The sequence below is a fragment of the Kitasatospora sp. NPDC001119 genome, assembly GCF_053598475.1.
Window position 1 is genome coordinate 195,490 of record NZ_JBSFKI010000002.1, and the last position, 23,798, is coordinate 219,287.

Consider the following 23,798-nt stretch of genomic DNA (forward strand, 5'->3'; position numbering starts at 1 on the left):
GCCGTCAGGGAGCGGTCACCACGTGAGCAGCTACGACCTGAGCCAGGAAACCACCCGGTCCGGCCGACGCCGGGCGGCGGCCGAACGCACGATCCCCCGTCGGCGGGGCAACACCACGATCTCCCCGCAGGAGGCGCCGAACCGGCGCAACACCGAGCTGGCCCTGCTGGTCTTCGCGGTGCTGCTGCCGGTCCTCGCGTACGCCAACGTCGGCCTCGCGATGGACGCCAAGCTGCCCGCGGGCATGCTCGGCTACGGGCTCGGCATGGGCGCCCTGGCACTGGTCGCGCACCTGCTGGTGCGCCGCTTCGCGCCGTACGCGGACCCGCTGATGCTGCCGATCGCCACCCTGCTCAACGGCCTCGGGGTGGTGATGATCTGGCGGCTGGACAAGGCGGGCAAGCTGCTCCGGGGCAACTACCCGGCGGCCGAGAACCAGCTGATGTGGTCGGCCCTCGGGATCGCCGGCTTCATCGGGGTGATGGTGCTGCTGAAGGACCACCGGGTGCTCCAGCGCTACACCTACATCTCGATGGTGGTGGCCCTGGTCCTGCTCGCGGCGCCGGCCTTCTTCCCGTCCCGGGCGGAGGACTTCGGCGCCAAGATCTGGATCCGGATGGGCAGCTTCTCCATCCAGCCGGGCGAGTTCGCCAAGATCGTCCTGACCGTGTTCTTCGCCGGCTACCTGATGGTCAAGCGGGACGCCCTGGCGCTGGCCAGCCGCCGGTTCATGGGCCTGTACCTGCCGCGCGGCCGCGACCTCGGCCCGATCATCGTGATCTGGCTGCTCAGCCTGCTGATCCTGATCTTCGAGAACGACCTGGGCACGTCCTTCCTGTTCTTCGGCCTGTTCGTGGTGATGCTCTACGTCGCCACCGAGCGGACCAGCTGGATCCTGTTCGGCCTGCTGATGTCGGTCGGCGGCGCGGTCGCGGTCGCCTCGACCGCGAGCCACGTGAAGGTCCGCATCGACGCCTGGCTCGACCCGATGGCCGCCTTCGGCGCCAACCCGCCGAAGGGCGCCACCGAGCAGATCGGCCAGTCGCTGATGGCGCTCGGCTCCGGCGGGGTCACCGGCTCCGGCCTGGGCCAGGGCCGCTCCTGGCTGATCGCCTTCGCCGCCAAGAGCGACTTCATCCTGGGCTCGTTCGGCGAGGAGCTCGGGCTGACCGGCCTGATGGCGATCTTCCTGCTGTACGCCCTGCTGGTGCAGCGCGGCCTGCGCACCGCGCTCGCCGCCCGCGACCCGTTCGGCAAGCTGTTCGCCGTCGGCCTCTCCTCGGCGATGGCGATCCAGGTGTTCGTCGTGGCCGGCGGTGTCACCGGGCTGATCCCGCTCACCGGTATGACCATGCCGTTCCTCGCGCAGGGCGGTTCGTCCGTGGTCGCCAACTGGGCGCTGGTCGCGATCCTGCTGAAGATCAGCGACAGCGCCCGCCGACCGGGGGCCGAACCGGCCCCGCCCACCGAGGGCCAGGAGGGACCAGCCCGATGAACAAGCCGATCCGCCGGGTCTCGATCTTCTGCCTCGTCCTGATCCTGGCCCTGATGGTGCGCACCAACTGGGTGCAGGGCGTCCAGGCCGAGTCCTGGGCCACCAACAAGAACAACAAGCGCCAGCTGTACGACCGGTACGCCCACCCGCGCGGCAACATCATCGTCAGCGGCCAGCCGGTCACGAAGTCCGACTTCGTCAACGGCCTGCGCTACAAGTACAAGCGGTCCTGGGTCGACGGCCCGATGTACGCCCCGGTGACCGGCTACTCCTCCCAGGCCTACGGCTCCAGCCAGCTGGAGAACCTGGAGGACGGCATCCTCTCCGGCACCGACGACCGGCTGTTCTTCCGCAACACCCTGGACATGCTGACGGGCGAGCAGAAGCGCGGCGGCGACGTCGTCACCACCATCAACGCCAAGGTGCAGAAGGCCGCCTTCGACGCGATGGGCAACAAGAAGGGCGCGGTGGTCGCCCTCGACCCGAAGACCGGCGCGATCCTGGGCCTGGTCTCCACCCCGTCCTACGACCCCGGCACCTTCGCCGGCGGCGAGGCCGCCGACACCAAGGCCTGGACGGACCTCAACGCGGACCCGAACAAGCCGATGCTCAACCGGGCGCTGAAGGAGACCTATCCGCCCGGCTCGACCTTCAAGCTGGTCACCGCGACCGCGGCGTTCGAGAACGGCCGCTACCAGAGCATCGACGACGCCACGGACACCCCGGACCCGTGGGTCCTGCCCGGCACGACCACCCAGCTGAAGAACGAGAGCCCGAACGAGCGCTGCGAGAACGCCACCGTCAAGTCCGGGATGGACCAGTCCTGCAACACGGTCTTCGCCAAGATGGGCGCGGACCTGGGCAAGGAGCGGATGCGGGCGCAGGCCGAGAAGTTCGGCTTCAACAGCACGATCGACACCCCGGTCCGCTCCGAGAAGAGCGTCTTCCCGGACAGCTCGAGCCCGGACGGCACCGCCCAGGACTCGATCGGCCAGCACGACACCCGCGCCACCCCGCTCCAGATGGCCATGGTCTCCGCCGCGATCGCCAACAACGGCAGCCTGATGCAGCCGTACCTGGTCGACCAGGAGCGCTCGGCCACGCTGACCACCGTCTCCAAGCACACCGAGAAGCAGTTCTCCCAGGCGATGAGCCCGGCCACCGCGCAGAAGATGCAGGACCTGATGGTCTCGGTGGTCGAGAACGGCACCGGCACCAACGCCAAGATCCCCGGCCTGCAGGTCGGCGGCAAGACCGGCACCGCGCAGCACGGCGAGGACAACGCCGGGCTCCCGTTCGCCTGGTTCACCTCCTGGGCCAAGACCCCGGACGGCCAGTCGGTCGCGGTCGCGGTGGTGGTCGAGGACGGCTCCCAGAACCGCGACGGCATCAGCGGCGGCCGCCTCGCCGCCCCGATCGCCAAGGCGGTGATGCAGGCCGCACTCGGCAAGTAGGAGCGCGGGTCCGGGGTGAGGGGAATGTCACGATGGGCAGCCCCGTCCGGATACCGGTCTGGTATCGGCCGACGGCTGACTCCGGTCCGCTGCGGTCCGACCGGTAGCGTATCCGCCAGCAGCGGGTGTGCCCGTTGCCGCCCGCGAGGCACCGCACGGCCCGGCCGGAGAACCGGTCGCGGACCGCGCGGCGTCACCCAGAGCGTGCGGGGACACCTACGTCACAACCTCACCGGCGGGTGAGGGAGAGGGTCGGAACTATGGAAGAGCCTCGTCGCCTCGGCGGCAGGTACGAGCTCGGCGGCGTCCTCGGACGCGGCGGCATGGCCGAGGTGTACCTCGCCCATGACACCCGACTCGGCCGCTCCGTCGCTGTGAAGACGCTCCGGGCCGACATGGCCCGGGATCCGTCGTTCCAGGCCCGGTTCCGCCGCGAGGCGCAGTCGGCGGCGTCCCTGAACCACCCCGCCATCGTCGCCGTGTACGACACCGGCGAGGACTACATCGACGGCATCTCCATCCCGTACATCGTGATGGAGTACGTCGAGGGGTCCACGCTGCGCGAGCTGCTGCACTCCGGCCGCCGGCTGCTGCCCGAGCGCGCGCTGGAGATGACCATCGGCATCCTCCAGGCCCTGGAGTACTCGCACCGGGCCGGCATCGTGCACCGCGACATCAAGCCGGCCAACGTGATGCTGACCCGGCAGGGCAACGTCAAGGTCATGGACTTCGGCATCGCCCGTGCGATGGGTGACGCCGGGATGACCATGACGCAGACCTCGGCCGTCATCGGCACCGCCCAGTACCTCTCCCCCGAGCAGGCCAAGGGCGAGCAGGTCGACGCCCGCTCCGACCTCTACTCCACCGGCTGCCTGCTCTACGAGCTGCTGACCGTGCGCCCGCCGTTCGTCGGCGACTCGCCCGTCGCGGTGGCCTACCAGCACGTCCGGGAGGAGCCGCAGCCGCCGTCGGTCTTCGACCCCGAGGTGCGCCCCGAGGTCGACGCGATCGTGCTGAAGGCGCTCGCCAAGGACCGCGACTACCGCTACCAGAGCGCCGACGAGATGCGCGACGACATCGAGCGCTTCCTCGACGGCCTGCCGGTGGCCGCCGCCCAGCAGGCCGCGTACGGCATGGGCCCGGGCGGCTACGGCTACGACCAGAACGGCTACCCGCAGCAGCACGACCCGTACGGCCAGACCAACGTGCTGCCGCAACAGCCCGGCGGCCCGACCACCGTCCTGCCGCAGGCCTCCGGGCAGCCCGGCTACGGGCAGCAGGGCGGCTACCAGGACGACGGCTACGGCCAGACCTACGCCGGCCAGGCGGGCGGCAACGACGGCTACGACGACGGCTACGGCCGCGGCGGGGGCCGACGGGGCGAGGACCCGCCGAAGAAGAGCAACACCTCCTGGATCGTGCTGGCGGTGGCCGCCGTGCTGGTCCTGGTCGGCACCTTCTTCGTCGCCCAGGCGATGTTCGCCGACAAGGGCACCAAGGAGACCGCGAAGGTCACCGCGCCGAACCTGGTCGGCAAGACCCTGGCGGAGGCCAAGACGGCCGCCGCCGCGGCCGGTGCCAAGCTCGTGGTGACCGAGGGCGACAAGATCGCCTGCCCGGACACCAACATCAAGAAGGACCAGGTCTGCACCCAGACCCCGCAGTCCGGCACCCAGGTCGCCGAGACCTCCACCATCACGGTGCAGGTCTCCTCGGGCCCGGCCAAGGCGCAGGTCCCCGGTGTGGTCGGCAAGCCCAAGGACCAGGCCACCAAGGCGCTCGCCGACCTCGGCTTCACCAACGTGACCACCGAGTACAAGGACGACGACACCGCCGCGCAGGACACCGTCACCGCCCAGGACCCGGCGCCCAACGCGGCCGTCGACCCGAGCGCCCCGATCAAGCTGACCGTGTCGCAGGGCAAGGCCAAGGTGACCGTCCCGAACGTGGCCGGGGCCCAGAAGGAGGACGCGCAGGCGACCCTCCAGGGCCTCGGCTTCCAGGTGGACGTCTCGAAGACCGCCCCGGCCCCCGACCCGAGCAAGGTCAACACCGTCGCCTCGCAGTCGGTCCCGGCCAACACCAAGGCCCCGGCCAACAGCAAGATCTCGCTGACGATCTTCAAGGCGCAGGACAAGCCCCAGGTCCCGCCGCTGGCGAACGTCAAGCTGGGCGCCGCCGCGGACCAGCTGAAGGCGCTCGGCCTGACCTACGTCGTGGTCAGCGGTCCCCCGGACCCGAACGCGACGATCCTCCAGAGCAACCCGCCGGCCGGCACCCAGGTCGACCCGAACACCCAGATCCAGCTGTACACCAAGGCGGCCGAGCCCCCGAAAGGGAGCGACCCCACCACCACACCCCCCAAAGGGGACCACTAGGCCTCCGGTATTCCCCTGGTTCGGCTGAGCCGGGGAACGAGCAGCACGGAGCACGCCCGAGGGCCCGCCGCGTTCGTCGCGGCGGGCCCTCGGGCGTTCCGTACGGGCTCCAGGAGGCCCCTGGGCGGCTTCAGGAGTGCCGCAGCTCCGGCGGCGGGGTGCGCTTGGCGTCCATGTCGTCCACCCGCACCAGGCTCCCCCAGACGGCCATCCGGTAGCGCGAGGTGTACACCGGCGTGCAGGTGGTCAGGGTGATGTAGCGGCCGGGGCCCTCGTAGCCGGAGCGGGCCGGGACGGGCGCCACGATGCCGGTGTCGTACTTGGACGTCTCCGCCAGGGTGCTGTCGACCTTGTAGACGTACCACTTGTCCCGGGTCTCGACCACGACGGCGTCGCCCCGGTGGACGGCGTCCAGGTCGTGGAACTTGGCGCCGTGGCCGTCCCGGTGGGCGGCCAGCGCGAAGTTGCCCTGCTGGTCCCACGGCATCGCGGCCCGGTACGGCTGCTCGTAGACGCCCGCGACGCCGTCGTCCAGGACCTCGGTGGAGGTGCCCATCCGGATCAGCACCTGGTAGTCCCGGCCCATCGCCGGGACGTGCAGGAAGCCGACGTCGTCCCCGGCCGCGAACTGCTTCGGCACGGACCCGGGCTCGGCACCGGGGCCGCCGGGAGCAGCGGACGCGCCGGGGGCCGGGGCGGCGCCGGGCGTCGCCCCGGGGCCGGGGCGCGGGCCCGCGGCCCAGCTGCCGCGCAGCCGGTCGGCGGCCGCCGAGGCCGAGCGGTCCGCCTGCACGTTGGTCCACCAGAGCGAGTAGCCCACGAACAGGCCGAGCACCAGGCCCATGGTGATCAGCAGCTCGCCGAAGACCCCGAGCGCGGCCAGCGCCCGGCTCCGGCCCCGCCCGGCCCGCGGCTCGGGCGGGGCGAAGGCCTCCTGCGCCGGTTCGGCCGATCGCGCGCTCTCGTCCTGCATCTGCGGTGCTCCCCCTCCGGGCCGGGCGGCCGGGCGGCTACCCGCCCGTGATCGCGGCCGGCTTGCCCTGGGCACGCGGCCGTTCCTCGATCATCTTGCCAAAGACGATGAGGCGGAACTTGGAGGTGAACTCCGGCGTGCAGGTGGTCAGGGTGATGTAGCGGCCCGGACCGGCGTACCCCGCGCCGTTCGGCACCGGCTTGATCACGCTCACGTTGTTGGGGGAGGTCTCCGGGATGCCCCCGGTGACCTCGTAGGTGTAGTAGCCGGCCGCGGTCTCCACCACGATCTTGTCGCCCTTGCCGAGCTGGTTGATGTACCGGAACGGCTCGCCGTGGGTGTTGCGGTGGGCGGCCAGCGCGAAGTTGCCCGCCTTGTCGCCCGGCATCCCGGTTCCCGTGTAGTGGCCGACCAGGCCGTTGTCGAGCACCCCCGACTTGGAGGTGCCCTCGGCGATCGGGAACTTCAGCCCCAGCTTGGGCAGGTAGATGATGGCGAAGCCCTTGCCGGGCTCGAACACCTCGGGCTTGTCCGGCGCCGGGGCCGGCTGCCCCGGCTGGACGGGCGCGACGGCCGCGTTGAACTGCTGCTCCAGCTGGTTGCGGGCCCCGTCGGCGGCAGCGTCGGCCTGCACGTTGGTCCACCAGAGCTGGTACGCGACGAAGAGCAGCATCACCACGCCGAGCGTGATGCACAGCTCGCCGACGCTCCGGGCGGCCACCACGAGCACGGACTCCCGGGGGCGCACCCGCCCGGCGCCGCGGCCGTTCGACCGGCGCCGGCCGCTGCCGGAGCGCAGCGAGGTGCGGCCCTGGGCGGCGCGGCGGCGCTCGGCCCGGCCACCGGTGGGGGCCGGTTCGGCGGCCGGCGCGCCGAGGTCCAGGGGCAGCCGCAGCTGGAGGGTCTGGTCGGGCAGCCAGGGGTACTCGGGCCCGTCCACGATGGGCTCCTGGGCCTGCTCGTACACGCCCCAGGCGTCCTCGGGCACGGTCTGCACCGGGATCCCCTGCCGGTACGGCGCACCGCCGGTGCCGTCGTCCTGGCCCGGGTACCGGGGCCCGCCGTACTGCTGCGCGGTGCCGTACGGGTCCGCCTCCGGCTGGAAACGCCCCTCCGGACGCAGCGAGGTCACGCCGGTCAGCCCCGGCCGATCACCGGGGCGAGCCCGGCCGACCGGTCGACCGCCTGCGGGAAGCCGCACTCCGCGAGCCAGTTGGCGAGCATCCGGTGCCCGCCCTCGGTGAGCACCGACTCGGGGTGGAACTGCACGCCCTCGACCGGCAGTTCACGATGCCTGAGCCCCATGATCACGCCGCTCCCGGTACACGCGGTGACCACCAGTTCGGCCGGCACGGTGGCCGGCTCGACCGCGAGCGAGTGGTAGCGGGTCGCGGTCAGCGGCGAGGGCAGGCCCTCGAACACCCCGCCGTCCTCGTGCTCGACCGGCGAGGTCTTGCCGTGCAGCAGCTCGGGCGCCCGGCCGACCACGGCGCCGTACGCGGCCGCGATCGACTGGAGGCCCAGGCAGACGCCGAACACCGGCAGCCCGATCCGCGCGCAGTGGTGCACCATCTCGATGCAGACCCCGGCCTCCTCCGGGGCGCCGGGCCCGGGGGAGAGCAGCACCCCGTCGAAGCCCTCGTCGCCGGAGCGGCGGACGGCGTGCTCGACGGTCACCTCGTCGTTGCGCACCACCTCGCAGGTGGCGCCGAGCTGGTACAGGTACTGGACCAGGTTGAAGACGAAGCTGTCGTAGTTGTCCACCACCAGGATGCGGGGCGGAGTGGTCGGCCGGGTCGTCATGCGCGCGTGGTCTCCGTGGGGTGCGGTGCGGGAAGGGAGTGCCGGGCCCGCCGGCTCAGCCGGTCGCGGCGCCGTCGCCGCCGTCCACTGTGACGTCGCCGAAGGGGAGCAGCGGTTCCGCCCACGGGAAGACGTAGGTGAAGAGGAGGTAGACGATCCCCAGCACGAGGAGCAGCGAAATGACGGCCCGGACCAGGGTGTTCCCCGGGAGGTGACGCCAGATCCAGCCGTACATGGTGCTCCCTCGACGTAGCGGACTGGGTTAAAGAGTAGACCCGCCGTGCGCGCCCGCGGGGCCGGTCCGCTACTGCTGGCCGCCCGCCGAACGCAGCTCGGTGGTGCCGGAGTAGCCGGGCAGGCTCAGCTCGCCGCTCTCCTGGACCTTCCAGCCCAGCCCGTACGCCTGGACGTACTGGAGGTAGTTGCGGACCGTCGGGTCCGCCTCGACGGCCGAGCGCAGGGTGTCCGTCCGCCCGACCGCCCTGACCACGTACGGCGGGGAGTAGACCCGGCCCTGGAGCAGCAGGGTGTTGCCGACGCAGCGGACGGCGCTGGTGGAGATCAGCCGCTGGTCCATCACCTGCACCCCTTCGGCGCCGCCCCGCCACAGCGCGTTGACGACGGCCTGGATGTCCTGCTGGTGGATGACCAGGTCGTTGACGCCGGGCTCGGGCACCCCCGGGATGCGCGCGGTGGCGTTCGGCGGGGCGTCGTTGAGGGTGACGGTCAGGCCGCCGCCCTGGAGCGGCTCCAGGGCCGCGCCGGAGCGCAGGCCGCCCAGCTGCGCGGCGTTGGCGGGGTCGTGGCCCTGCTGCTCGGTGAGCTGCTGGGCGCGGGCCTGGAGGTCGGCGAGCTGGGACTGCGCCTGCTGGTTCTGGGCGCTGCGCTGGCGGACCACGTCGCCGAGGCTGAGCAACGAGTTGTCGGTCCGCAGGTCGGTGCCGCGGGCGGTCTGCGCGCTGATGTAGAAGAGCAGTCCGGCGAGCGCGAAGACGGCGCAGGTCAGGGCACGTCCGACAATTCGGGTGCCGGAACGGCGGGTACGGGCCGGCTCAGGGGGAATCGACAAATTAGTCACCGTACCCTTATCTCCTCTAGACCCGCCGAGCCACTACGCTAACGGACGCCGGTGGCATGTGGCGGAGCGGTCCCCAGGACGTTTCTCCACAGCCGACCGCGGCCGATTCCACCCGCTGCACCCTGCGCGGTCTCACAGCGCATCGACAGGAGAGCTCCTCGTGCCGAAGTCTCGACTCCGCAAGAAGTCCGACTACACCCCGCCGACCACGGCCGCGGTGAAGATCAGTTCGGGCCGTGGTTGGGTCGCGCCGCTGATGCTCGCGCTGTTCCTGATCGGCCTGGTGTGGATCGTCACCTACTACGTGACCAGCGGCACCTACCCGGTCGAGAGCTGGCGCAACTGGAACATCCTGGTCGGCTTCGGCTTCATCGCCGCCGGCTTCGGCGTCTCCACCCAGTGGAAGTGACGCTCCGCCCGTCCTGAGGCTCGGCTTCGAGCCGTTTCCCGCCGCTCCGGATCGCTCGTCCCGGGGCGGCGGTCAGGCATGCCCGGAGCCGGGCGGGAGCGCACCGGAATCCGGTCGGTTATCCCCACCATCGGACTGTCGGGCTTATCCACATGGTTATCCACACTGGGGAAAAGTCCCCCGGGCCTGTGGATAACTTTCCCCGGCGGGCCCGTCCACAGCTGTGCACAACTCCCCGGGAACGGGAGAACCGCACAGCAGGACACGCGTAGAACACCAGTCCGCACCCGGGTGGTCGCACAGCCTGTGCACAACCCCGCACCCGCTGTGGACAAACGTCCGAGGGGTCAGGCCCCGTAGAGGGCCGTCCCGGCCAGCAGCATCCCCGCCTCGACCGCCACCGCGCCCGCCACCGTCAGCCCCTGCACCAGGCCGCGGCGCTCGCGCGGGGCGTACATCAGGCCGACCGCCGTCAGCGAGCCGAGCAGCAGGCCGCCGACGTGCGCCCGCCAGTCGACGCCCGGACGGGAGAAGGTGACCACCAGGTTGAAGACCAGGAACGCCATCGCCGGGCCGAGCGGGCCCCTGTTCCGCAGCTGCAGCACGATCGTGGCGCCGATCAGCCCGAAGACCGCCCCGGAGGCGCCCACCGAGTTCATCCAGCCGCCGGCCACCAGGAAGGCGAAGGTGCTGCCGCCCAGGCCGGAGACCAGGTAGAGGGCCAGGAAGCGGAGCCGGCCGAGCGCCTCCTCCAGCGACGGGCCGAGCCAGTACAGCACCAGCATGTTCATCCCGACGTGCCACCACTCCAGGTGCAGGAAGGTGGCGGTCAGCAGCCGGTACCACTGGTCCGGGCCGTCGGCGATGCCCGCCGGGCCGCCGAGGATGTCCCGCCCGGCGCTGAACAGCGACCAGGTCTGGCCCAGCCGCGGGGTGAGCACGAAGGCGGCCAGCACCCAGACCACGATGTTGAGCCCGATCAGCACCCGGGTGACCAGCCCGCCGTCGGCGGCCAGGGCCCCGCCGAACCGGGTGGTCGCCTGCCGCGACCCGGTGTGGCCGTTGCCGACGCACTCGGGGCACTGGAAGCCCACCGAGGCGGTCACCATGCACTGCGGGCAGATCGGCCGCTCGCAGCGGGTGCAGGAGACCCCGGTGGGGGTCTGCGGGTGCCGGTAGCAGTCGGGCGGTCCGGCCTCCGGGGACCGGTCGACCGACGGCCTCGGCTCGTCCGGGAGCATCAGCGGGTCCCCTTCCCGTACACGACCTCCGAAACCGCCAGCCTACTGCCGCGCCCCCGCCCCCGGACCGGCTCCCCCACAGCCGGACCCGGCTTTCTCCGCCCCGCCGGGGGCCCTGTCCTCACGCCCGCCCCGTCCGGCCCGCCCCGGCAGGGGCCCCGCGTACGGCCCACCCCGACATGCCTCCGGACAAATCAGCATGCATGATCAGCATTCAGGTGGATATGTGCATAAAGGACACCACCCAGGAGGAGAGACTCGTGAGCTTTTCGGATTCGGCCCGTGAGACGGCCACCAGGACCCGGGACACCGCCGCACAGTTCGCGGACGGCGCCAAGCAGCGCCTCGGCCCCGCCTTGGACGCCTTCGGTCCGAAGGCCGCACAGGCCGCCCACCACCTCCGCTGCCAGTACGACCGGCACCTCGCCCCCCAGTTCGGCCAGGCCTTCGCCAACCTGCCGCCGGAGGCCCAGCAGAACACCCTGAAGGCCCTCCACCGGGCCCAGGAGGCCGCTCTGGCGGCCCGCCTGTCCGCCGCCCGGGCCGCGGACCAGGCGCGCGCCACCGTCGGCCCCAGGGTCGCCCAGGCGGTCGAGGAGGCCCGCGCCACCGTCGGCCCGGTCGCCCACGAGGCCCAGGCCCGCGGCGCCGCCGCGCTGACCGCCCTCCAGGGCAACGTCAGCTCGGCCGAGATCAGCGAGCTGGCCGCCCGGAACGCCAGGAAGGAGCAGTGCAACCGCCTGGCCACCGGCCTCGCCGTGGCCGGCCTGCTGGCGATCGGCGGCGGCATCGTGGCCTGGCAGTGGTGGCGCCGGCACAGCAACCCGGAGTGGCTGGTCGAGCCCCCGGCCCCGCAGGAGCCCCGGCCGGCCGGCGCGCACGCCGCCTCCACGCCGGTGAACGGCTCCGGCCCGGAGGCCGTCGCCGAGTCGACGGACGGGTCCCCGACCGCCGGGAAGGACGGCCCCGCCGCCGAGGACGGCCCCGGGTCGCGCTGACCGTACGGGCGAGCGCCCGCAAACGCCGATCGGCCGCCGACCAGGATCCTGGTCGACGGCCGATCGGCTACTGCTGTGGGCTGTGGAGCATAGGAGACTCGAACTCCTGACATCTGCCTTGCAAAGGCAGCGCTCTACCAACTGAGCTAATGCCCCTCGACGGCACCGCGCGCGTGCCAACGGGCACTAGCGTACCGGTTTCCGGCGCGATTCCCAGCGCCGTCCCCCCGGAACGGTGCCGTTCCAAGGGGTCGGCCGGTCCGGTTCGTCGACCGGGCCGGCCGGCCCGGGAGGCGCCGACGGGCGCCTCCGGAGTTCGTCGATCGTCAGATCGCCGGGGGCTCAGCGACCGGCCGGGACCGGGTCGGTGGCCTCGGTCCACAGGTCCTGCTCGGCGCGGTCCGCCTGGACCTGACGGTAGACAAAGAAGCCGCCGAGGGCGACCAGGGCGACCAGGAGAAGCTTCTTCACCGCGGGACCTCGTCCTTCTTGCGTTGGTGGACTCAAGAGCCGGATCCGGCCGGACTGACCGGGCCGACGAGTCCAGTTGTGTTTCGAGCGCGAACGGGCGGCCGGGTGCCAGACTGCCCTTGCGGCCGATGATACACACCGGTGTCCCAATCGTGACCAGCCACCGGTGCGGCCAACCCGGCGGTCCGGTCCCAGGATTGACGCCGCACCTCCTGGCGGGCGGTCCGACCGTGCCCGGACCGTCCCGCGCGCCCGCGGATCAGACCCGGCCCGCCGAGCCGTCCGCGGGTCCGCCCGCCGAGCCGTCCGCGGGTCCGCCCGCCGGGCGGCCCGGTGCCACCACCACGGCGGTGCCGTTCGCCAGGTCCACCCTGGTCCGCGGCGGCGCCCCCTCGCCCTCCTCGTCCCGCAGCATCAGGGTGCTGCGACGTTCGTCCAGCTCGTGCTGCTTGCCCGCGGCGAACTGCGCGTGCAGCTGCTCGAACCCGGTGGCCGAGATCTGCCCCTCCCGGCCCGTCCCCCGCCAGGGCACCCAGCGGGCGCGGCGCGCCCGCAGTGCCAGTTGATCGAGCGCGGCCAGCACCACCAGGGCGCAGACCAGTCCGGGGATGCTCATCGCCCAGAACACCGCCATGCCGTCACCAACCCTCCACCGTCCCTCCCCCGAGAACCGTCGGGAGGGGCGCGCGGTTCCCGGTCCGGCGGCGGGAACGCGGCGGGCACGCGGCGGGAACGCGGCGGGCACGCGGCGGGACGCGCGGAGGCAGCGCGGCGGGAAACGTCGAAGGGCCCGGAGTGGATCACTCCGGGCCCTTCGGGGAGGTGGGCCTAACAGGACTTGAACCTGTGGCCTCTTCCTTATCAGGGAAGCGCTCTAACCGTCTGAGCTATAGGCCCTCACCGATGAGAGATCGTACCGGATGCCGGCCGATCCACGGCCCCGCCCGATCTCAAGAACTGTCGAAGGGCCCGGAGTGGATCACTCCGGGCCCTTCGCGGTGGTGGGCCTAACAGGACTTGAACCTGTGGCCTCTTCCTTATCAGGGAAGCGCTCTAACCGTCTGAGCTATAGGCCCTTGCCGCACTGAAAGATTAGCGGACCGACGGCCGATCTCCCAAATCCGGGTCGGCCGGGGCTGCGGCGGCACCCCCCGCGACCAGCTGCGGCGCACCCACGGAGGGACGCAGCAGCCACTCCTCGCGGGTCGGCGGCAGGCCCGCCGCGCCCTCCTCGGTGCTGCGGACGGCGAGGACCTGGTTGATCCCGATCCGGTTCTGCTCGAAGGCGAGCGCGGAGGCCGCCATGTACAGCCGCCAGACCCGGGCCCGGCCGCGGCCGACCAGCCGGACCGCCTCCGTCCAGTGCGCCTCCAGGTTGGCCACCCACTCGCGCAGGGTCAGCCCGTAGTGCTCGCGCAGCGACTCGACGTCCCGGACCTCGAAGCCGGCCTCCTCCAGCCGGGCCACCGTGGACCCGACTGGGGAGAGCTCGCCGTCCGGGAAGACGTAGCGGTCGATGAAGGGGCTGGTGCGGTGCGGCACCCCGGGGATGTCGGGGCGGCGGGCGATCTGGTGGTTGAGCAGCCGGCCGCCGGGCACCAGCAGCCGGTACAGGCCCTCGGCGTAGACCCGGTACTGCTCGGAGCCGACGTGCTCGGCCATCCCGACGCTGGAGATCGCGTCGAAGGGCCCGTCGGTGATCTCCCGGTAGTCCTGGAGCCGGACCTCGACCCGGTCGGACAGCCCGGCCTCCTCGACCCGGGCGCGGGCCAGCGCGACCTGCTCCGTGGAGATGGAGACGCCGACCGCGGTGACCCCGTAGTGCTTCGCCGCGTGCAGCAGCAGCGAGCCCCAGCCGCAGCCGACGTCCAGCAGGCGCATCCCGGGGCGCAGGCCGAGCTTGCGGCAGATCAGGTCGAGCTTGGCCTCCTGGGCCGCCTCCAGGCTCTTCGCCTCGGGCGCCCAGTAGGCGCACGAGTAGACCATCGAGGAGCCCAGCACGATCCGGTAGAAGTCGTTCCCGACGTCGTAGTGGTGGCTGATGGCCGCGCGGTCGCGGCTGCGGCTGTGCAGCCGCCCGGGGGCCCTGCGGACCTCCTCGCGGGGCGGCTCGGGCTCGAGGCCGACCGCCCCGGCCCGCAGCGCGGCGGCGAGCACCCGGCGGCCCTTGGGGCCGAGCGCCTCGCGCGGCCCGAGGGCCAGGGTGCGGACCTCCGGCCGCTCGGCGAAGCGGGCGACGGCGGAGAGCGTCTCGTACAGGTCGGTGCCGGGGGCGAGTTCCAGGTCCCCCGCGACGTAGGCCCGGGCCAGGCCCAGCTCGCCCGGCTGCCAGACCAGCCGGCGCAGCGCCCGGCGGTTGCGCAGGACCACGGTGGGCGCGCCCGGCGGCCCGGCGGTGCTGCCGTCCCAGGCCTGTACCCGCAGCGGTACCGGGACCCCCAACAGCCCTTCGAGGGCTTCGACCAGTTGACCTGCGAGCTTCGCCACCGCGCGCCTCCGTCCAGTCGTCCTGCGGAACCTCAGCTGACCCGGTCGGGCGGACCGGGGGCGGCCTGCGGCACTCCCAGGCGCGGGACGGGCGGCACCCAGCTTGTCCCACCGCGGCCGCCCGGTTTCCGGGTGGCACGCCGCGGGCGGCCGGCTGTCACCCGAAATGCCGACGGGCCCCACCCGCTGCAACAGCGGGTGGGGCCCGTGCATTCCGTCCGCGGACGGGGAGCTGAGCGAGCGTCAGGATCCGGCCGGGATCAGTCCTCCTCGGCCAGGGTGAGCTCGACGCCGCCGGTGAAGCCGGCCGCCGCGTTGTAGATGAACGCGGAGAGCGTGGACAGGGCGGTCAGCAGGACGACGTCGACCACGGCGATCAGCGTGGTGAAGGTCATCACCTTGCCGAAGCCGACGTAGTCCATCAGGTTGAGGCCGCCGCTGCTGTCCGAGCCGGTGACGTCCTTGAGGGTCTTGGTCAGCGAGTCGAAGACGCCGAGCGAGTCCAGCGTCATCCACAGCACGGCCGCGGCCACGATGATGATGATGCCGACGGCCAGCGACAGCAGGAAGCTGACCTTCATCACCGACCACGGGTCCACCTTGGTCACCCGCAGCCGGGCCTTGCGGGTCCGGCCGAGGCCGGCCCCGCCGGTCGCGGCCGCGGGGGCACCGGCGGGGCGGCGCGCCGCCCCGGTGGGGGTGCCGCCGGCCGGGGTCGCCCCGACCGGGGTCCCGCCCGCCGGGGTGTGGCCCGGGCTCCGGGTGCCCCGGGCCGGGGTCGGCTGCCCCTTGGCGTACGTGGTCGGCTGCGAGAAGCCGGCCTGGCCGCTCGGCGGCGCGGGCGTCTGCCCCCCGTAGGTCGCACCGCTCTGGCCCGCTCCACCGGCCGGCGGCATCAGCGAGGTGGACGCGGCCGAGTGCTCGGTCGGCGGCTGCGGAACGCCGTACGCACCCCCGCCCTGCGCGCCCGGACGGCCGCCGGAGGTTCCTCCCGCAGCACCCGTGGCTCCACTCACCTGGTCCTCCCGCACTTCCCACCAGGACGGCGGCGCCGCCCTGCTTCGTCACTCGTCATCCAGCGCCCGGCGGGATTGCCCGGAACTGGTCGGCGTCCGGTGCCGCCGCATCCATACTCTGGACGCGGCGGCACCGGTCTGCGGTTCGGTTCAGGCCTCGACGTCTCCGTCGACCGCCGTCTCCGCTCCCTCGGCCGTCTCGGTGGACTCGGTACCCGCCACCTCGTCCTCCGCCGTCTCCTCGTCCTCGGCCTCCGCGTTGCGGGCCATGCCCACGACCGCGTCGCGCTTTCCGAGGTTGATCAGTTGGACGCCCATGGTGTCACGTCCGGTTTCACGAACCTCGGAAACCCTCGTGCGGATCACCCCACCCGAGAGGGTGATCGCCATGATCTCGTCGGATTCGTCGACCACGAGCGCGCCGACCAGCGAGCCCCGGCCCTCGACGATCTTCGCCGCCTTGGTGCCGTAGCCGCCGCGTCCCTGGACACGGTACTCGTCCACCCCGGTGCGCTTGGCGTAGCCGCCGTCCGTGGCGGTGAAGACGTAGGTGCCCGGACGGACGACGTTCATCGAGAGCAGTTCGTCGTCCTCGCGGAAGGCCATGCCCTTGACGCCGGAGGTGGCGCGGCCGGTCGGGCGCAGGGCGTCGTCGGTCGCGGTGAAGCGGATCGACTGGGCCTTCTTGGAGACCAGCAGCAGGTCGTCCTCGGCGGAGACCAGCTCGGCGCCGATCAGCTCGTCGTCCTGGCCCTCCTCGTCCTGGCGCAGGTTGATCGCGATCAGGCCGCCGGAGCGCGGCGAGTCGTAGTCCTTGAGCGCGGACTTCTTCACCAGGCCGGCCCGGGTGGCGAGGACCAGGTACGGCTTGTCCTCGTACGTCCGCACGGCCATCACCTGGGCGATGTGCTCGTCCGGCTGGAAGGCCAGCAGGTTGGCGACGTGCTGGCCGCGGGCGTCGCGCCCGGCGTCCGGCAGCTCGTAGCCCTTGGCGCGGTAGACCCGGCCCTTGTTGGTGAAGAACAGGATCCAGTTGTGGGTCGTCGTCACGAAGAAGTGGTCGACGATGTCGTCCTGCTTCAGCTGGGCACCGCGCACGCCCTTGCCGCCGCGCTTCTGCGAGCGGTAGAGGTCGGAGCGGGTCCGCTTGACGTAGCCGCCACGGGTGATCGTGACGACGATGTCCTCCTCGGCGATGAGGTCCTCGATGGAGAGGTCGCCGTCGGAGGGGATGAGGGTGGAGCGCCGCTCGTCGCCGTACTTGTCGACGATCGCGGTGAGCTCCTCGGAGATGATCTCCCGCTGGCGGACCGGCGAGGCCAGGATCGCGTTGTACTCGTCGATCTTGCGCTGGAGCTCGTCGTGCTCGTCCATGATCCGCTGGCGCTCGAGGGCGGCCAGTCGGCGCAGCTGCATCTCCAGGATCGCATTGGCCTGGAGCTCGTCGATGTCGAGCAGGCCCATCAGGCCGGTGCGGGCGGCGTCGGCGCTGGCCGAGGCCCGGATCAGCGCGATGACCTCGTCGATCAGGTCCAGGGCCTTCAGCAGGGCGCGCAGGATGTGCGCGCGCTCCTCGGCCTTGCGCAGCCGGAAGGTGGTGCGCCGGACGATGACCTCGACCTGGTGGTTGACCCAGTGCCGGATGAAGGCGTCGAGCGACAGCGTGCGCGGCACGCCGTCGACCAGGGCCAGCATGTTGGCGCCGAAGTTGGTCTGCAGCTCGGTGTGCTTGTACAGGTTGTTCAGCACGACCTTGGCGACCGCGTCGCGCTTGAGCACGACCACCAGGCGGGTGCCGGTGCGGGACGAGGACTCGTCCCGGACGTCGGCGATGCCGGCGATCTTGCCGTCCTTGACCAGGTCGGCGATCTTCAGCGCGAGGTTGTCCGGGTTGACCTGGTACGGCAGCTCGGTGATCACCAGGCACTGGCGGCCCTGGATCTCCTCGACCTCGACCACGGCCCGCATGGTGACCGAGCCGCGGCCGGTGCGGTAGTAGTCGTCGATCCCGCGGCGGCCGACGATCAGCGCGCCGGTCGGGAAGTCGGGGCCCTTGATCCGCTCGACCAGGGCGTCCAGCAGCTCCTCGGCGGAGGCCTCCGGGTTCTCCAGGTACCAGAGCGCGCCGGAGGCGACCTCGCGGAGGTTGTGCGGCGGGATGTTGGTGGCCATGCCGACCGCGATGCCGGTGGCACCGTTGACCAGCAGGTTGGGGATGCGCGCGGGCAGGACGGTCGGCTCCTGCGAGCGGCCGTCGTAGTTGGGCGCGAAGTCGACGGTCTCCTCGTCGATGTCGCGCATCATCTCCATGGCCAGCGGCATCAGCTTGCACTCGGTGTAGCGCATGGCCGCCGCCGGGTCGTTGCCCGGGGAGCCGAAGTTGCCGTTGCCGTCCACCAGCGGCATCCGCAGCGACCACGGCTGGGCCAGGCGGACCACGGTGTCGTAGATCGAGGTGTCACCGTGCGGGTGGTAGTTGCCCATGACGTCGCCGACGACGCGGGCGCACTTGTAGTAGCCCTTCTCGGGCCGGTACCCGCCGTCGTACATCGCGTAGAGCACGCGGCGGTGCACCGGCTTGAGGCCGTCGCGGACCTCGGGGAGCGCCCGGCTGACGATCACGCTCATCGCGTAGTCGAGGTAGGAGCGCTGCATCTCGGTCTCGAGCTCGACCGGCTCGATCCGCATGGTCACCTGGGCGGTGCCCTCGGCTGCGGGGGTCTCGGGCTGTTCGCCTTCGGGACGGTTGTCGTCGACCACTGGTGGTCAGTTTCCTTTCACGCGGACTGGAACGTGCGGGGCCTGCGGTGCAGGCGTCACACGTCCAGGAAGCGAACGTCCTTGGCGTTGCGCTGGATGAAGGAGCGGCGCGCCTCGACGTCCTCGCCCATCAGCACGGAGAACAGCTCGTCGGCACGGGCGGCGTCCTCCAGGGTGACCTGGAGCAGCAGGCGGTGCTCGGCGTCCATGGTGGTGACCCGGAGCTCCTCGGCGTTCATCTCGCCGAGACCCTTGAAGCGCTGGATCGCGTCGTCCTTGGGCAGCCGGCGCCCGGCCTCCACCCCGGCCGCGATCAGCGCGTCGCGCTCGCGGTCGGAGTAGGCGTACTCGAAGTCGTCCTTGCCCCACTTGATCTTGTACAGCGGCGGCATGGCGAGGTAGACGTACCCGGACTCGACCAGCGGCCGCATGAAGCGGAACAGCAGGGTGAGCAGCAGGGTGCGGATGTGCTGTCCGTCGACGTCGGCGTCGGCCATCAGGACGATCTTGTGGTACCGCAGCTTGGACTCGTCGTAGTCCTCCTGGATGCCGCAGCCGAAGGCCGAGATGAGCGCCTGGACCTCGGTGTTCTGGAGGACCTTGTCGATCCGGGCCTTCTCGACGTTCAGGATCTTGCCGCGGATCGGCAGGATGGCCTGGGTGCGCGGGTCGCGGCCCTGCTTGGCCGAGCCGCCGGCGGAGTCACCCTCGACGATGAAGATCTCGCACTCGGACGGGTCCTTGGACTGGCAGTCCGAGAGCTTGCCCGGCAGCGAGGCGGACTCCAGCAGGCCCTTGCGGCGGGTCAGGTCGCGGGCCTTGCGGGCGGCGACGCGCGCGGTGGCGGCCTGGATGGACTTGCGGATGATGTCCGCGGCCTCGTTGGGGTTGCGGTCCAGCCAGTCGTTGAGGTGCTCGTGGACGACCTTCTGGACGAAGGTCTTGGCCTCGGTGTTGCCGAGCTTGTCCTTGGTCTGGCCCTCGAACTGGGGCTCGCCGAGCTTGACCGAGATGATCGCGGTCAGACCCTCGCGGATGTCCTCGCCGGAGAGGTTGTCGTCCTTCTCGCGGAGCAGCTTCTTGTCCCGCGCGTAGCGGTTGACCAGGCCGGTCAGCGCGGCGCGGAAGCCCTCCTCGTGGGTGCCGCCGCCGTGGGTGTGGATGGTGTTGGCGAAGCTGTAGACCCCCTCGGTGTAGGAGGAGTTCCACTGCATCGCGATCTCCACCGAGATCGCCTTGTCCTTGTCCTCCGCCTCGAAGTCGATCACCGAGGGGTGGACGACCTCGCCCTTGCGGGAGTTGAGGTGGGCGACGAAGTCGGCGATGCCGCCGTCGTACTTGTACGTGACGGTGAGCGGCTTGCCCTCCTCGTCCGCGTGCTCGGGGCGCTCGTCGGTCAGCGAGATCGACAGGCCCTTGTTGAGGAAGGCCATCTCCTGGAAGCGCCGGGAGAGCGTCTCGAAGGAGTAGACGGTGGTCTCGAAGATGTCGCCGTCGGCCCAGAAGGTCACCGTGGTGCCGGTGCGGTCGGTCTCCGCGCCCTTGACCAGGGGGGCGGTCGGCGCGCCCATCTTGTAGTCCTGGGTCCAGATGTGGCCGTCCCGGTGGATCTCCACCGAGAGCCGGGTGGACAGCGCGTTCACCACGGAGACGCCCACGCCGTGCAGACCGCCGGAGACGGCGTAGCCGCCGCCGCCGAACTTGCCGCCGGCGTGCAGGACGGTGAGCACGACCTCGACGGCGGGCTTGTCCTGGCCGGGGACGATGTCCACCGGGATGCCGCGGCCGTTGTCGACGCAGCGGATGGCGCCGTCGGCCATGATCGTGACGTCGATGGTGTCGGCGTGCCCGGCCATCGCCTCGTCGACGGAGTTGTCCACGACCTCCTGCACCAGGTGGTGCAGGCCGCGCTCGCCCGTCGAACCGATGTACATGCCGGGGCGCTTGCGGACGGCGTCGAGGCCTTCCAGCACCTGGATGTTGCTACCGGTGTAGGAAGCCTGCTCGGACTGGTCTGGGGTCTGGCTGGGGTTGCCGGAATCGGCCACGAAGCGCCCTCTCTGGCACAGCACGGGTCGCATGCCCACCCCGTACGGGCGGGCGTGCGACCACAGCGTTTCGACTCGGTTGCCACTAGCAACAGTGTTTGGCTTTCAGTCTACCGGTACGACTGACAGAGATGGGCGTTTGGCAGCCCTTGAGGGCAGATATGCCGCCCTGAATCCCCTCGGGACATGTCCCGATACTCGCCCGGGGGGCCCAGGGCGCCTGGAAGGGCTGTCAGGGGTTCCGGAAGATCGCCATCCGATCCGCGCCCCCGCCGGCCGTCCGAGGTCCCGGTCAGCCCCAGGTGTCGCCCGGCCCCTTGCTCCCGGGCGCGCGCAGCCGGCCGTAGCCGCGGGCGGGCGCCGCGGGGCCGAGCACCTTGATGGTCCGGACCGTCCCGTGGCCCAGCTCGTGGTTCAGACGGGCCACCAACTGCCGTGCCAGCCAGCGTAGTTGGGTGGCCCAGGCGGTGGAGTCGCACTGCACGGTGAGCACCGCGGCGGCCTCGTCGTAGGAGGAGGGGTGGCAGTGCGCGGCGATGTCCGGGCCGACGATCTGCGGCCAGCGGCCCATCACCCCGCCGACGGCGGCCGAGGACTCCCAGCCGCGCTCGGTCAGCAGCCGGTTGAGCGCCGCGCCCAGCGGGACCGGGTCGCGGCCGTCCGAGCGGGCGCCGCTGCGCAGGCCGTGCCGCTTCGCCTCGCGCTTCTCCCGGACCTGCTCGCCGCGCTGACGGGCCTGGGCCCGGGCCGCGCGCAGCGCGGAGCGGGCGAGATCGGCACCGGTCGGCGCCGGGGCACCGGGCTCGGGGGAGTGCTCCGCCGGCTCGCTCACGGCGATCTCCTTTCCCCAGCCTGTGGACAACGGTCGCGGTCGCGCGCCCGCCGAGCCGTCCAGCCTACGGGAGCCGCCGGGCCCCTCGGGCCGGGGCAGGGGCGCGCGGTGCGCGGAAGCGGTCGCGGTCCGGTGACGGCGGTGTGGTGGTGCGGGTGGAGGGGTGTGCAGCGGTGCGGACGCGGGGGCGCGGTCAGGCGTCGACCCGGCGCACCGCGCCGTCGGAGACCGCGAACCGGGCGCCGGCCAGCGCCTTCGGCACGTCCTCGGCGACCGCCGCGGTCACCAGCACCTGCTCGCCGCCGGCCACCAGCTCGGCCAGCCGGTCCCGGCGGGCGGCGTCCAGCTCGGCGAACACGTCGTCCAGGATCAGCACCGGCTCGCCGCCGTCGGCGCGCAGCAGCTCGTACGAGGCCAGCCGCAGCGCCAGCGCGAACGACCAGGACTCGCCGTGGCTGGCGTAGCCCTTGGCGGGCAGCGGGCCGAGCTTGAGCCCCAGCTCGTCGCGGTGCGGGCCGACCAGGGTGACACCGCGCTCGACCTCCTGCTTGCGGACCGCCTGCAGCGCGTTCAGCAGCTGCTCCTCGGCCTGCTCGCGACTGGTCGGCAGCTCGCCCTCGAAGGAGCTGCGGTACTCCAGGGCGGTCTCGCCGCCGCCGGGGGCCAGCTGTCCGTACGCGGCCGCCACCAGGGGCTGCAGGGCGGCCACCAGCTGGATCCGGAAGGCCGTCAACTCGGCGCCGGCGCGGGCCAGATGGCCGTCCCAGACCTCAAGGGTGGACAGGTCGGCGCCCTTGCCGCCGCCGGCCCGGCGGGCCATCGCGGCGGTCTTCAGCAGGGCGTTGCGCTGCTTGAGCACCCGCTCGTAGTCCTGCCGCACCCCGGCCAGCCGGGGTGCCCGGGCGGTCAGCAGCTCGTCCAGGAAGCGCCGCCGCTCACCCGGGTCGCCCTTGACCAGGCTGAGGTCCTCGGGGGCGAACAGCACGGTGCGCAGCAGGCCCAGGACGTCCCGCGGGCGGACGTTGTCGGAGCGGTTGATCCGGGCCCGGTTGGCCTTGCCCGGGGTGAGCTCCAGCTCGATCAGGGTGGACCGGCCGCGGTCCACCACCGAGGTGCGGACCACCGCCCGCTCGGCGCCCAGCCGGATCAGCGGGGCGTCGGTGGCGACCCGGTGGCTGCCCAGGGTGGCCACGTAGCCGATCGCCTCGACCAGGTTGGTCTTGCCCTGGCCGTTGGGCCCCACGAAGGCGGTCACGCCCGGGTCGAGGGGAACCTCGGCCCGGGCGTACGACCGGAAGTCGGCGAGCGACAGGTGCGCGACGTGCATGGCTGTGGACTGCGCCCGCCTTCTTGGGGAGGACCTGCTGGTTACTTGGACTCGACCGCGTGGCCGCCGAACTGGTTGCGCAGCGCGGCGATCATCTTCATCTGCGGCGAGTCCTCCTGGCGGGAGGCGAAGCGGGCGAACAGCGAGGCGGTGATCGCCGGCAGCGGCACGGCGTGGTCGATCGCGGCCTCGACGGTCCAGCGGCCCTCGCCGGAGTCGGCGGCCCAGCCGCGCAGCTTGTCCAGGTGCTCGTCCTCGTCCAGGGCGCGGACGGCCAGGTCCAGCAGCCAGGAGCGGATGACGGTGCCCTCCTGCCAGCTGCGGAAGACGTCGCGCACGTCGGTGACCTCGGGGGCGGCCTCCAGCAGCTCCCAGCCCTCGGCGAAGGCCTGCATCATCGCGTACTCGATGCCGTTGTGGACCATCTTGGCGAAGTGGCCGGCGCCCACCGCGCCCGCGTGCACCGAGCCGAACTCGCCCTCGGGCTTGAGGGCGTCGAAGACCGGCTGGGCCTTCGCGACGTGCTCGGCGTCGCCGCCGTACATCAGCGCGTAGCCGTTCTCCAGGCCCCAGACGCCGCCGGAGACGCCGCAGTCCACGAAGCCGATGCCCTTGGCGGCCAGCGCCTCGGCGTGCTTGACGTCGTCGGTCCAGCGGGAGTTGCCGCCGTCGACCACCACGTCGCCGGGGGAGAGCAGCTCGGCGAGCTCGTCGACGGTCGCCTGGGTGGCGGCGCCCGCCGGGACCATGACCCAGACCACGCGCGGGCCCTGGAGCTTGCTGACGAGCTCCTGGAGGCTCTCGACGTCGGAGATGTCAGGGTTGCGGTCGTAGCCGATGACGGTGTGGCCGGCGCGGCGGATCCGCTCGCGCATGTTGCCGCCCATCTTGCCGAGACCGATGAGGCCGAGCTCCATGACCAAGTCCTTACCTGTGGTGACGTGCCTGCCGGCGGCGCCGTTGCCGCACTCCTTGAGCCTACGCGCTGGAGCGGCCCCGCCCGGCTGCGGTCGGGGCCGGCCGGGGGA

The 23,798-nt window shown here is 72.0% G+C and carries 20 protein-coding genes and 3 tRNA genes; 5 read left to right on the forward strand and 18 right to left on the reverse strand.

Annotation, left to right across the window (positions count from 1 at the left end):
• Positions 1-91 precede the first annotated feature (91 nt).
• The 3 genes from ACWDD9_RS03255 (at position 92) to pknB (ending at position 5,327) form a co-directional block, all read left to right on the forward strand.
• On the forward strand, positions 92-1,495 hold the full coding sequence (locus ACWDD9_RS03255; protein ID WP_049656877.1) for an FtsW/RodA/SpoVE family cell cycle protein: 1,404 nt from the start codon (positions 92-94) through the stop codon (positions 1,493-1,495).
• Positions 1,492-2,949 carry a peptidoglycan D,D-transpeptidase FtsI family protein gene (locus ACWDD9_RS03260; RefSeq protein ID WP_387970903.1) on the forward strand — a complete coding sequence of 486 codons (1,458 nt, stop codon included), beginning with the start codon at positions 1,492-1,494 and terminating at the stop codon, positions 2,947-2,949. Before ACWDD9_RS03255 ends, ACWDD9_RS03260 begins: the two co-directional genes overlap by 4 nt.
• A 260-nt stretch (positions 2,950-3,209) precedes the next feature.
• Positions 3,210-5,327 (forward strand): Stk1 family PASTA domain-containing Ser/Thr kinase, encoded by a 2,118-nt coding sequence (gene pknB, locus ACWDD9_RS03265; RefSeq protein ID WP_416875743.1) that lies wholly within the window; start codon positions 3,210-3,212, stop codon positions 5,325-5,327.
• 130 nt (positions 5,328-5,457) lie between these two features.
• On the opposite strand, the gene ACWDD9_RS03270 is transcribed toward pknB, so the two are convergent.
• The 5 genes from ACWDD9_RS03270 to ACWDD9_RS03290 all read right to left on the reverse strand — a co-directional run bounded on the left by ACWDD9_RS03270 (position 5,458) and on the right by ACWDD9_RS03290 (position 9,172).
• A complete protein-coding gene (locus ACWDD9_RS03270) occupies positions 5,458-6,300 on the reverse strand; it encodes a class E sortase (protein ID WP_449810677.1) in 843 nt (280 codons plus the stop codon).
• 37 nt (positions 6,301-6,337) lie between these two features.
• Complete coding sequence (locus ACWDD9_RS03275; protein WP_053112322.1) at positions 6,338-7,432, reverse strand: class E sortase; 1,095 nt, start codon at positions 7,430-7,432, stop codon at positions 6,338-6,340.
• A gap of 5 nt (positions 7,433-7,437) precedes the next feature.
• On the reverse strand, positions 7,438-8,103 hold the full coding sequence (locus ACWDD9_RS03280; RefSeq protein ID WP_449810678.1) for an aminodeoxychorismate/anthranilate synthase component II: 666 nt from the start codon (positions 8,101-8,103) through the stop codon (positions 7,438-7,440).
• A gap of 55 nt (positions 8,104-8,158) precedes the next feature.
• On the reverse strand, positions 8,159-8,338 hold the full coding sequence (locus tag ACWDD9_RS03285) for a hypothetical protein (protein ID WP_049656795.1): 180 nt from the start codon (positions 8,336-8,338) through the stop codon (positions 8,159-8,161).
• Positions 8,339-8,407: 69 nt separating this feature from the next.
• Positions 8,408-9,172 (reverse strand): DUF881 domain-containing protein, encoded by a 765-nt coding sequence (locus ACWDD9_RS03290; RefSeq protein WP_380745407.1) that lies wholly within the window; start codon positions 9,170-9,172, stop codon positions 8,408-8,410.
• Positions 9,173-9,341: 169 nt separating this feature from the next.
• On the opposite strand from ACWDD9_RS03290, the gene crgA reads away from it, so the two are divergent.
• Positions 9,342-9,590, forward strand: coding sequence for a cell division protein CrgA (crgA, locus tag ACWDD9_RS03295; protein WP_049656797.1), 249 nt, complete (start codon positions 9,342-9,344; stop codon positions 9,588-9,590).
• Between the two features lie 347 nt (positions 9,591-9,937).
• On the opposite strand, the gene ACWDD9_RS03300 is transcribed toward crgA, so the two are convergent.
• Positions 9,938-10,831, reverse strand: coding sequence for a rhomboid family intramembrane serine protease (locus ACWDD9_RS03300; protein WP_074001947.1), 894 nt, complete (start codon positions 10,829-10,831; stop codon positions 9,938-9,940).
• Positions 10,832-11,091: 260 nt separating this feature from the next.
• Here ACWDD9_RS03300 and ACWDD9_RS03305 point away from each other — a divergent pair, with 260 nt between their 5' ends.
• Complete coding sequence (locus tag ACWDD9_RS03305; RefSeq protein WP_074001946.1) at positions 11,092-11,829, forward strand: DUF5324 family protein; 738 nt, start codon at positions 11,092-11,094, stop codon at positions 11,827-11,829.
• 83 nt (positions 11,830-11,912) lie between these two features.
• Here ACWDD9_RS03305 and ACWDD9_RS03310 read toward each other — a convergent pair.
• From ACWDD9_RS03310 to gnd, 12 genes are all read right to left on the reverse strand, one after another.
• Positions 11,913-11,985 (reverse strand) — tRNA-Ala (locus ACWDD9_RS03310).
• Positions 11,986-12,171: 186 nt separating this feature from the next.
• Positions 12,172-12,300 carry a DLW-39 family protein gene (locus ACWDD9_RS03315; protein ID WP_014137031.1) on the reverse strand — a complete coding sequence of 43 codons (129 nt, stop codon included), beginning with the start codon at positions 12,298-12,300 and terminating at the stop codon, positions 12,172-12,174.
• Between the two features lie 259 nt (positions 12,301-12,559).
• Positions 12,560-12,934, reverse strand: a complete 375-nt coding sequence (locus ACWDD9_RS03320) for a DUF6191 domain-containing protein (RefSeq protein WP_449810679.1) — start codon at positions 12,932-12,934, stop codon at positions 12,560-12,562.
• A 189-nt stretch (positions 12,935-13,123) separates the two neighbouring features.
• Positions 13,124-13,197: transfer RNA gene (locus ACWDD9_RS03325), tRNA-Ile, on the reverse strand.
• Positions 13,198-13,299: 102 nt separating this feature from the next.
• Positions 13,300-13,376 (reverse strand) — tRNA-Ile (locus ACWDD9_RS03330).
• Positions 13,377-13,392: 16 nt separating this feature from the next.
• A complete protein-coding gene (locus ACWDD9_RS03335; protein WP_074001901.1) occupies positions 13,393-14,787 on the reverse strand; it encodes an SAM-dependent methyltransferase in 1,395 nt (464 codons plus the stop codon).
• A 260-nt stretch (positions 14,788-15,047) separates the two neighbouring features.
• Positions 15,048-15,803 carry a DUF3566 domain-containing protein gene (locus ACWDD9_RS03340; protein ID WP_074002160.1) on the reverse strand — a complete coding sequence of 252 codons (756 nt, stop codon included), beginning with the start codon at positions 15,801-15,803 and terminating at the stop codon, positions 15,048-15,050.
• Between the two features lie 150 nt (positions 15,804-15,953).
• Positions 15,954-18,563 carry a DNA gyrase subunit A gene (gene gyrA / locus ACWDD9_RS03345; protein WP_049654618.1) on the reverse strand — a complete coding sequence of 870 codons (2,610 nt, stop codon included), beginning with the start codon at positions 18,561-18,563 and terminating at the stop codon, positions 15,954-15,956.
• 56 nt (positions 18,564-18,619) lie between these two features.
• Positions 18,620-20,644, reverse strand: a complete 2,025-nt coding sequence (gene gyrB, locus ACWDD9_RS03350) for a DNA topoisomerase (ATP-hydrolyzing) subunit B (RefSeq protein ID WP_369808323.1) — start codon at positions 20,642-20,644, stop codon at positions 18,620-18,622.
• A 259-nt stretch (positions 20,645-20,903) separates the two neighbouring features.
• The gene (locus ACWDD9_RS03355) at positions 20,904-21,443 is read right to left on the reverse strand and encodes a DUF721 domain-containing protein (RefSeq protein WP_049654619.1); all 540 of its coding nucleotides are present in this window, start codon (positions 21,441-21,443) and stop codon (positions 20,904-20,906) included.
• Between the two features lie 193 nt (positions 21,444-21,636).
• Positions 21,637-22,770, reverse strand: a complete 1,134-nt coding sequence (gene recF, locus ACWDD9_RS03360) for a DNA replication/repair protein RecF (protein WP_049654621.1) — start codon at positions 22,768-22,770, stop codon at positions 21,637-21,639.
• A gap of 41 nt (positions 22,771-22,811) precedes the next feature.
• Positions 22,812-23,687, reverse strand: a complete 876-nt coding sequence (gnd, locus tag ACWDD9_RS03365) for a phosphogluconate dehydrogenase (NAD(+)-dependent, decarboxylating) (protein ID WP_049654622.1) — start codon at positions 23,685-23,687, stop codon at positions 22,812-22,814.
• Between the last annotated feature and the right edge of the window lie 111 nt (positions 23,688-23,798).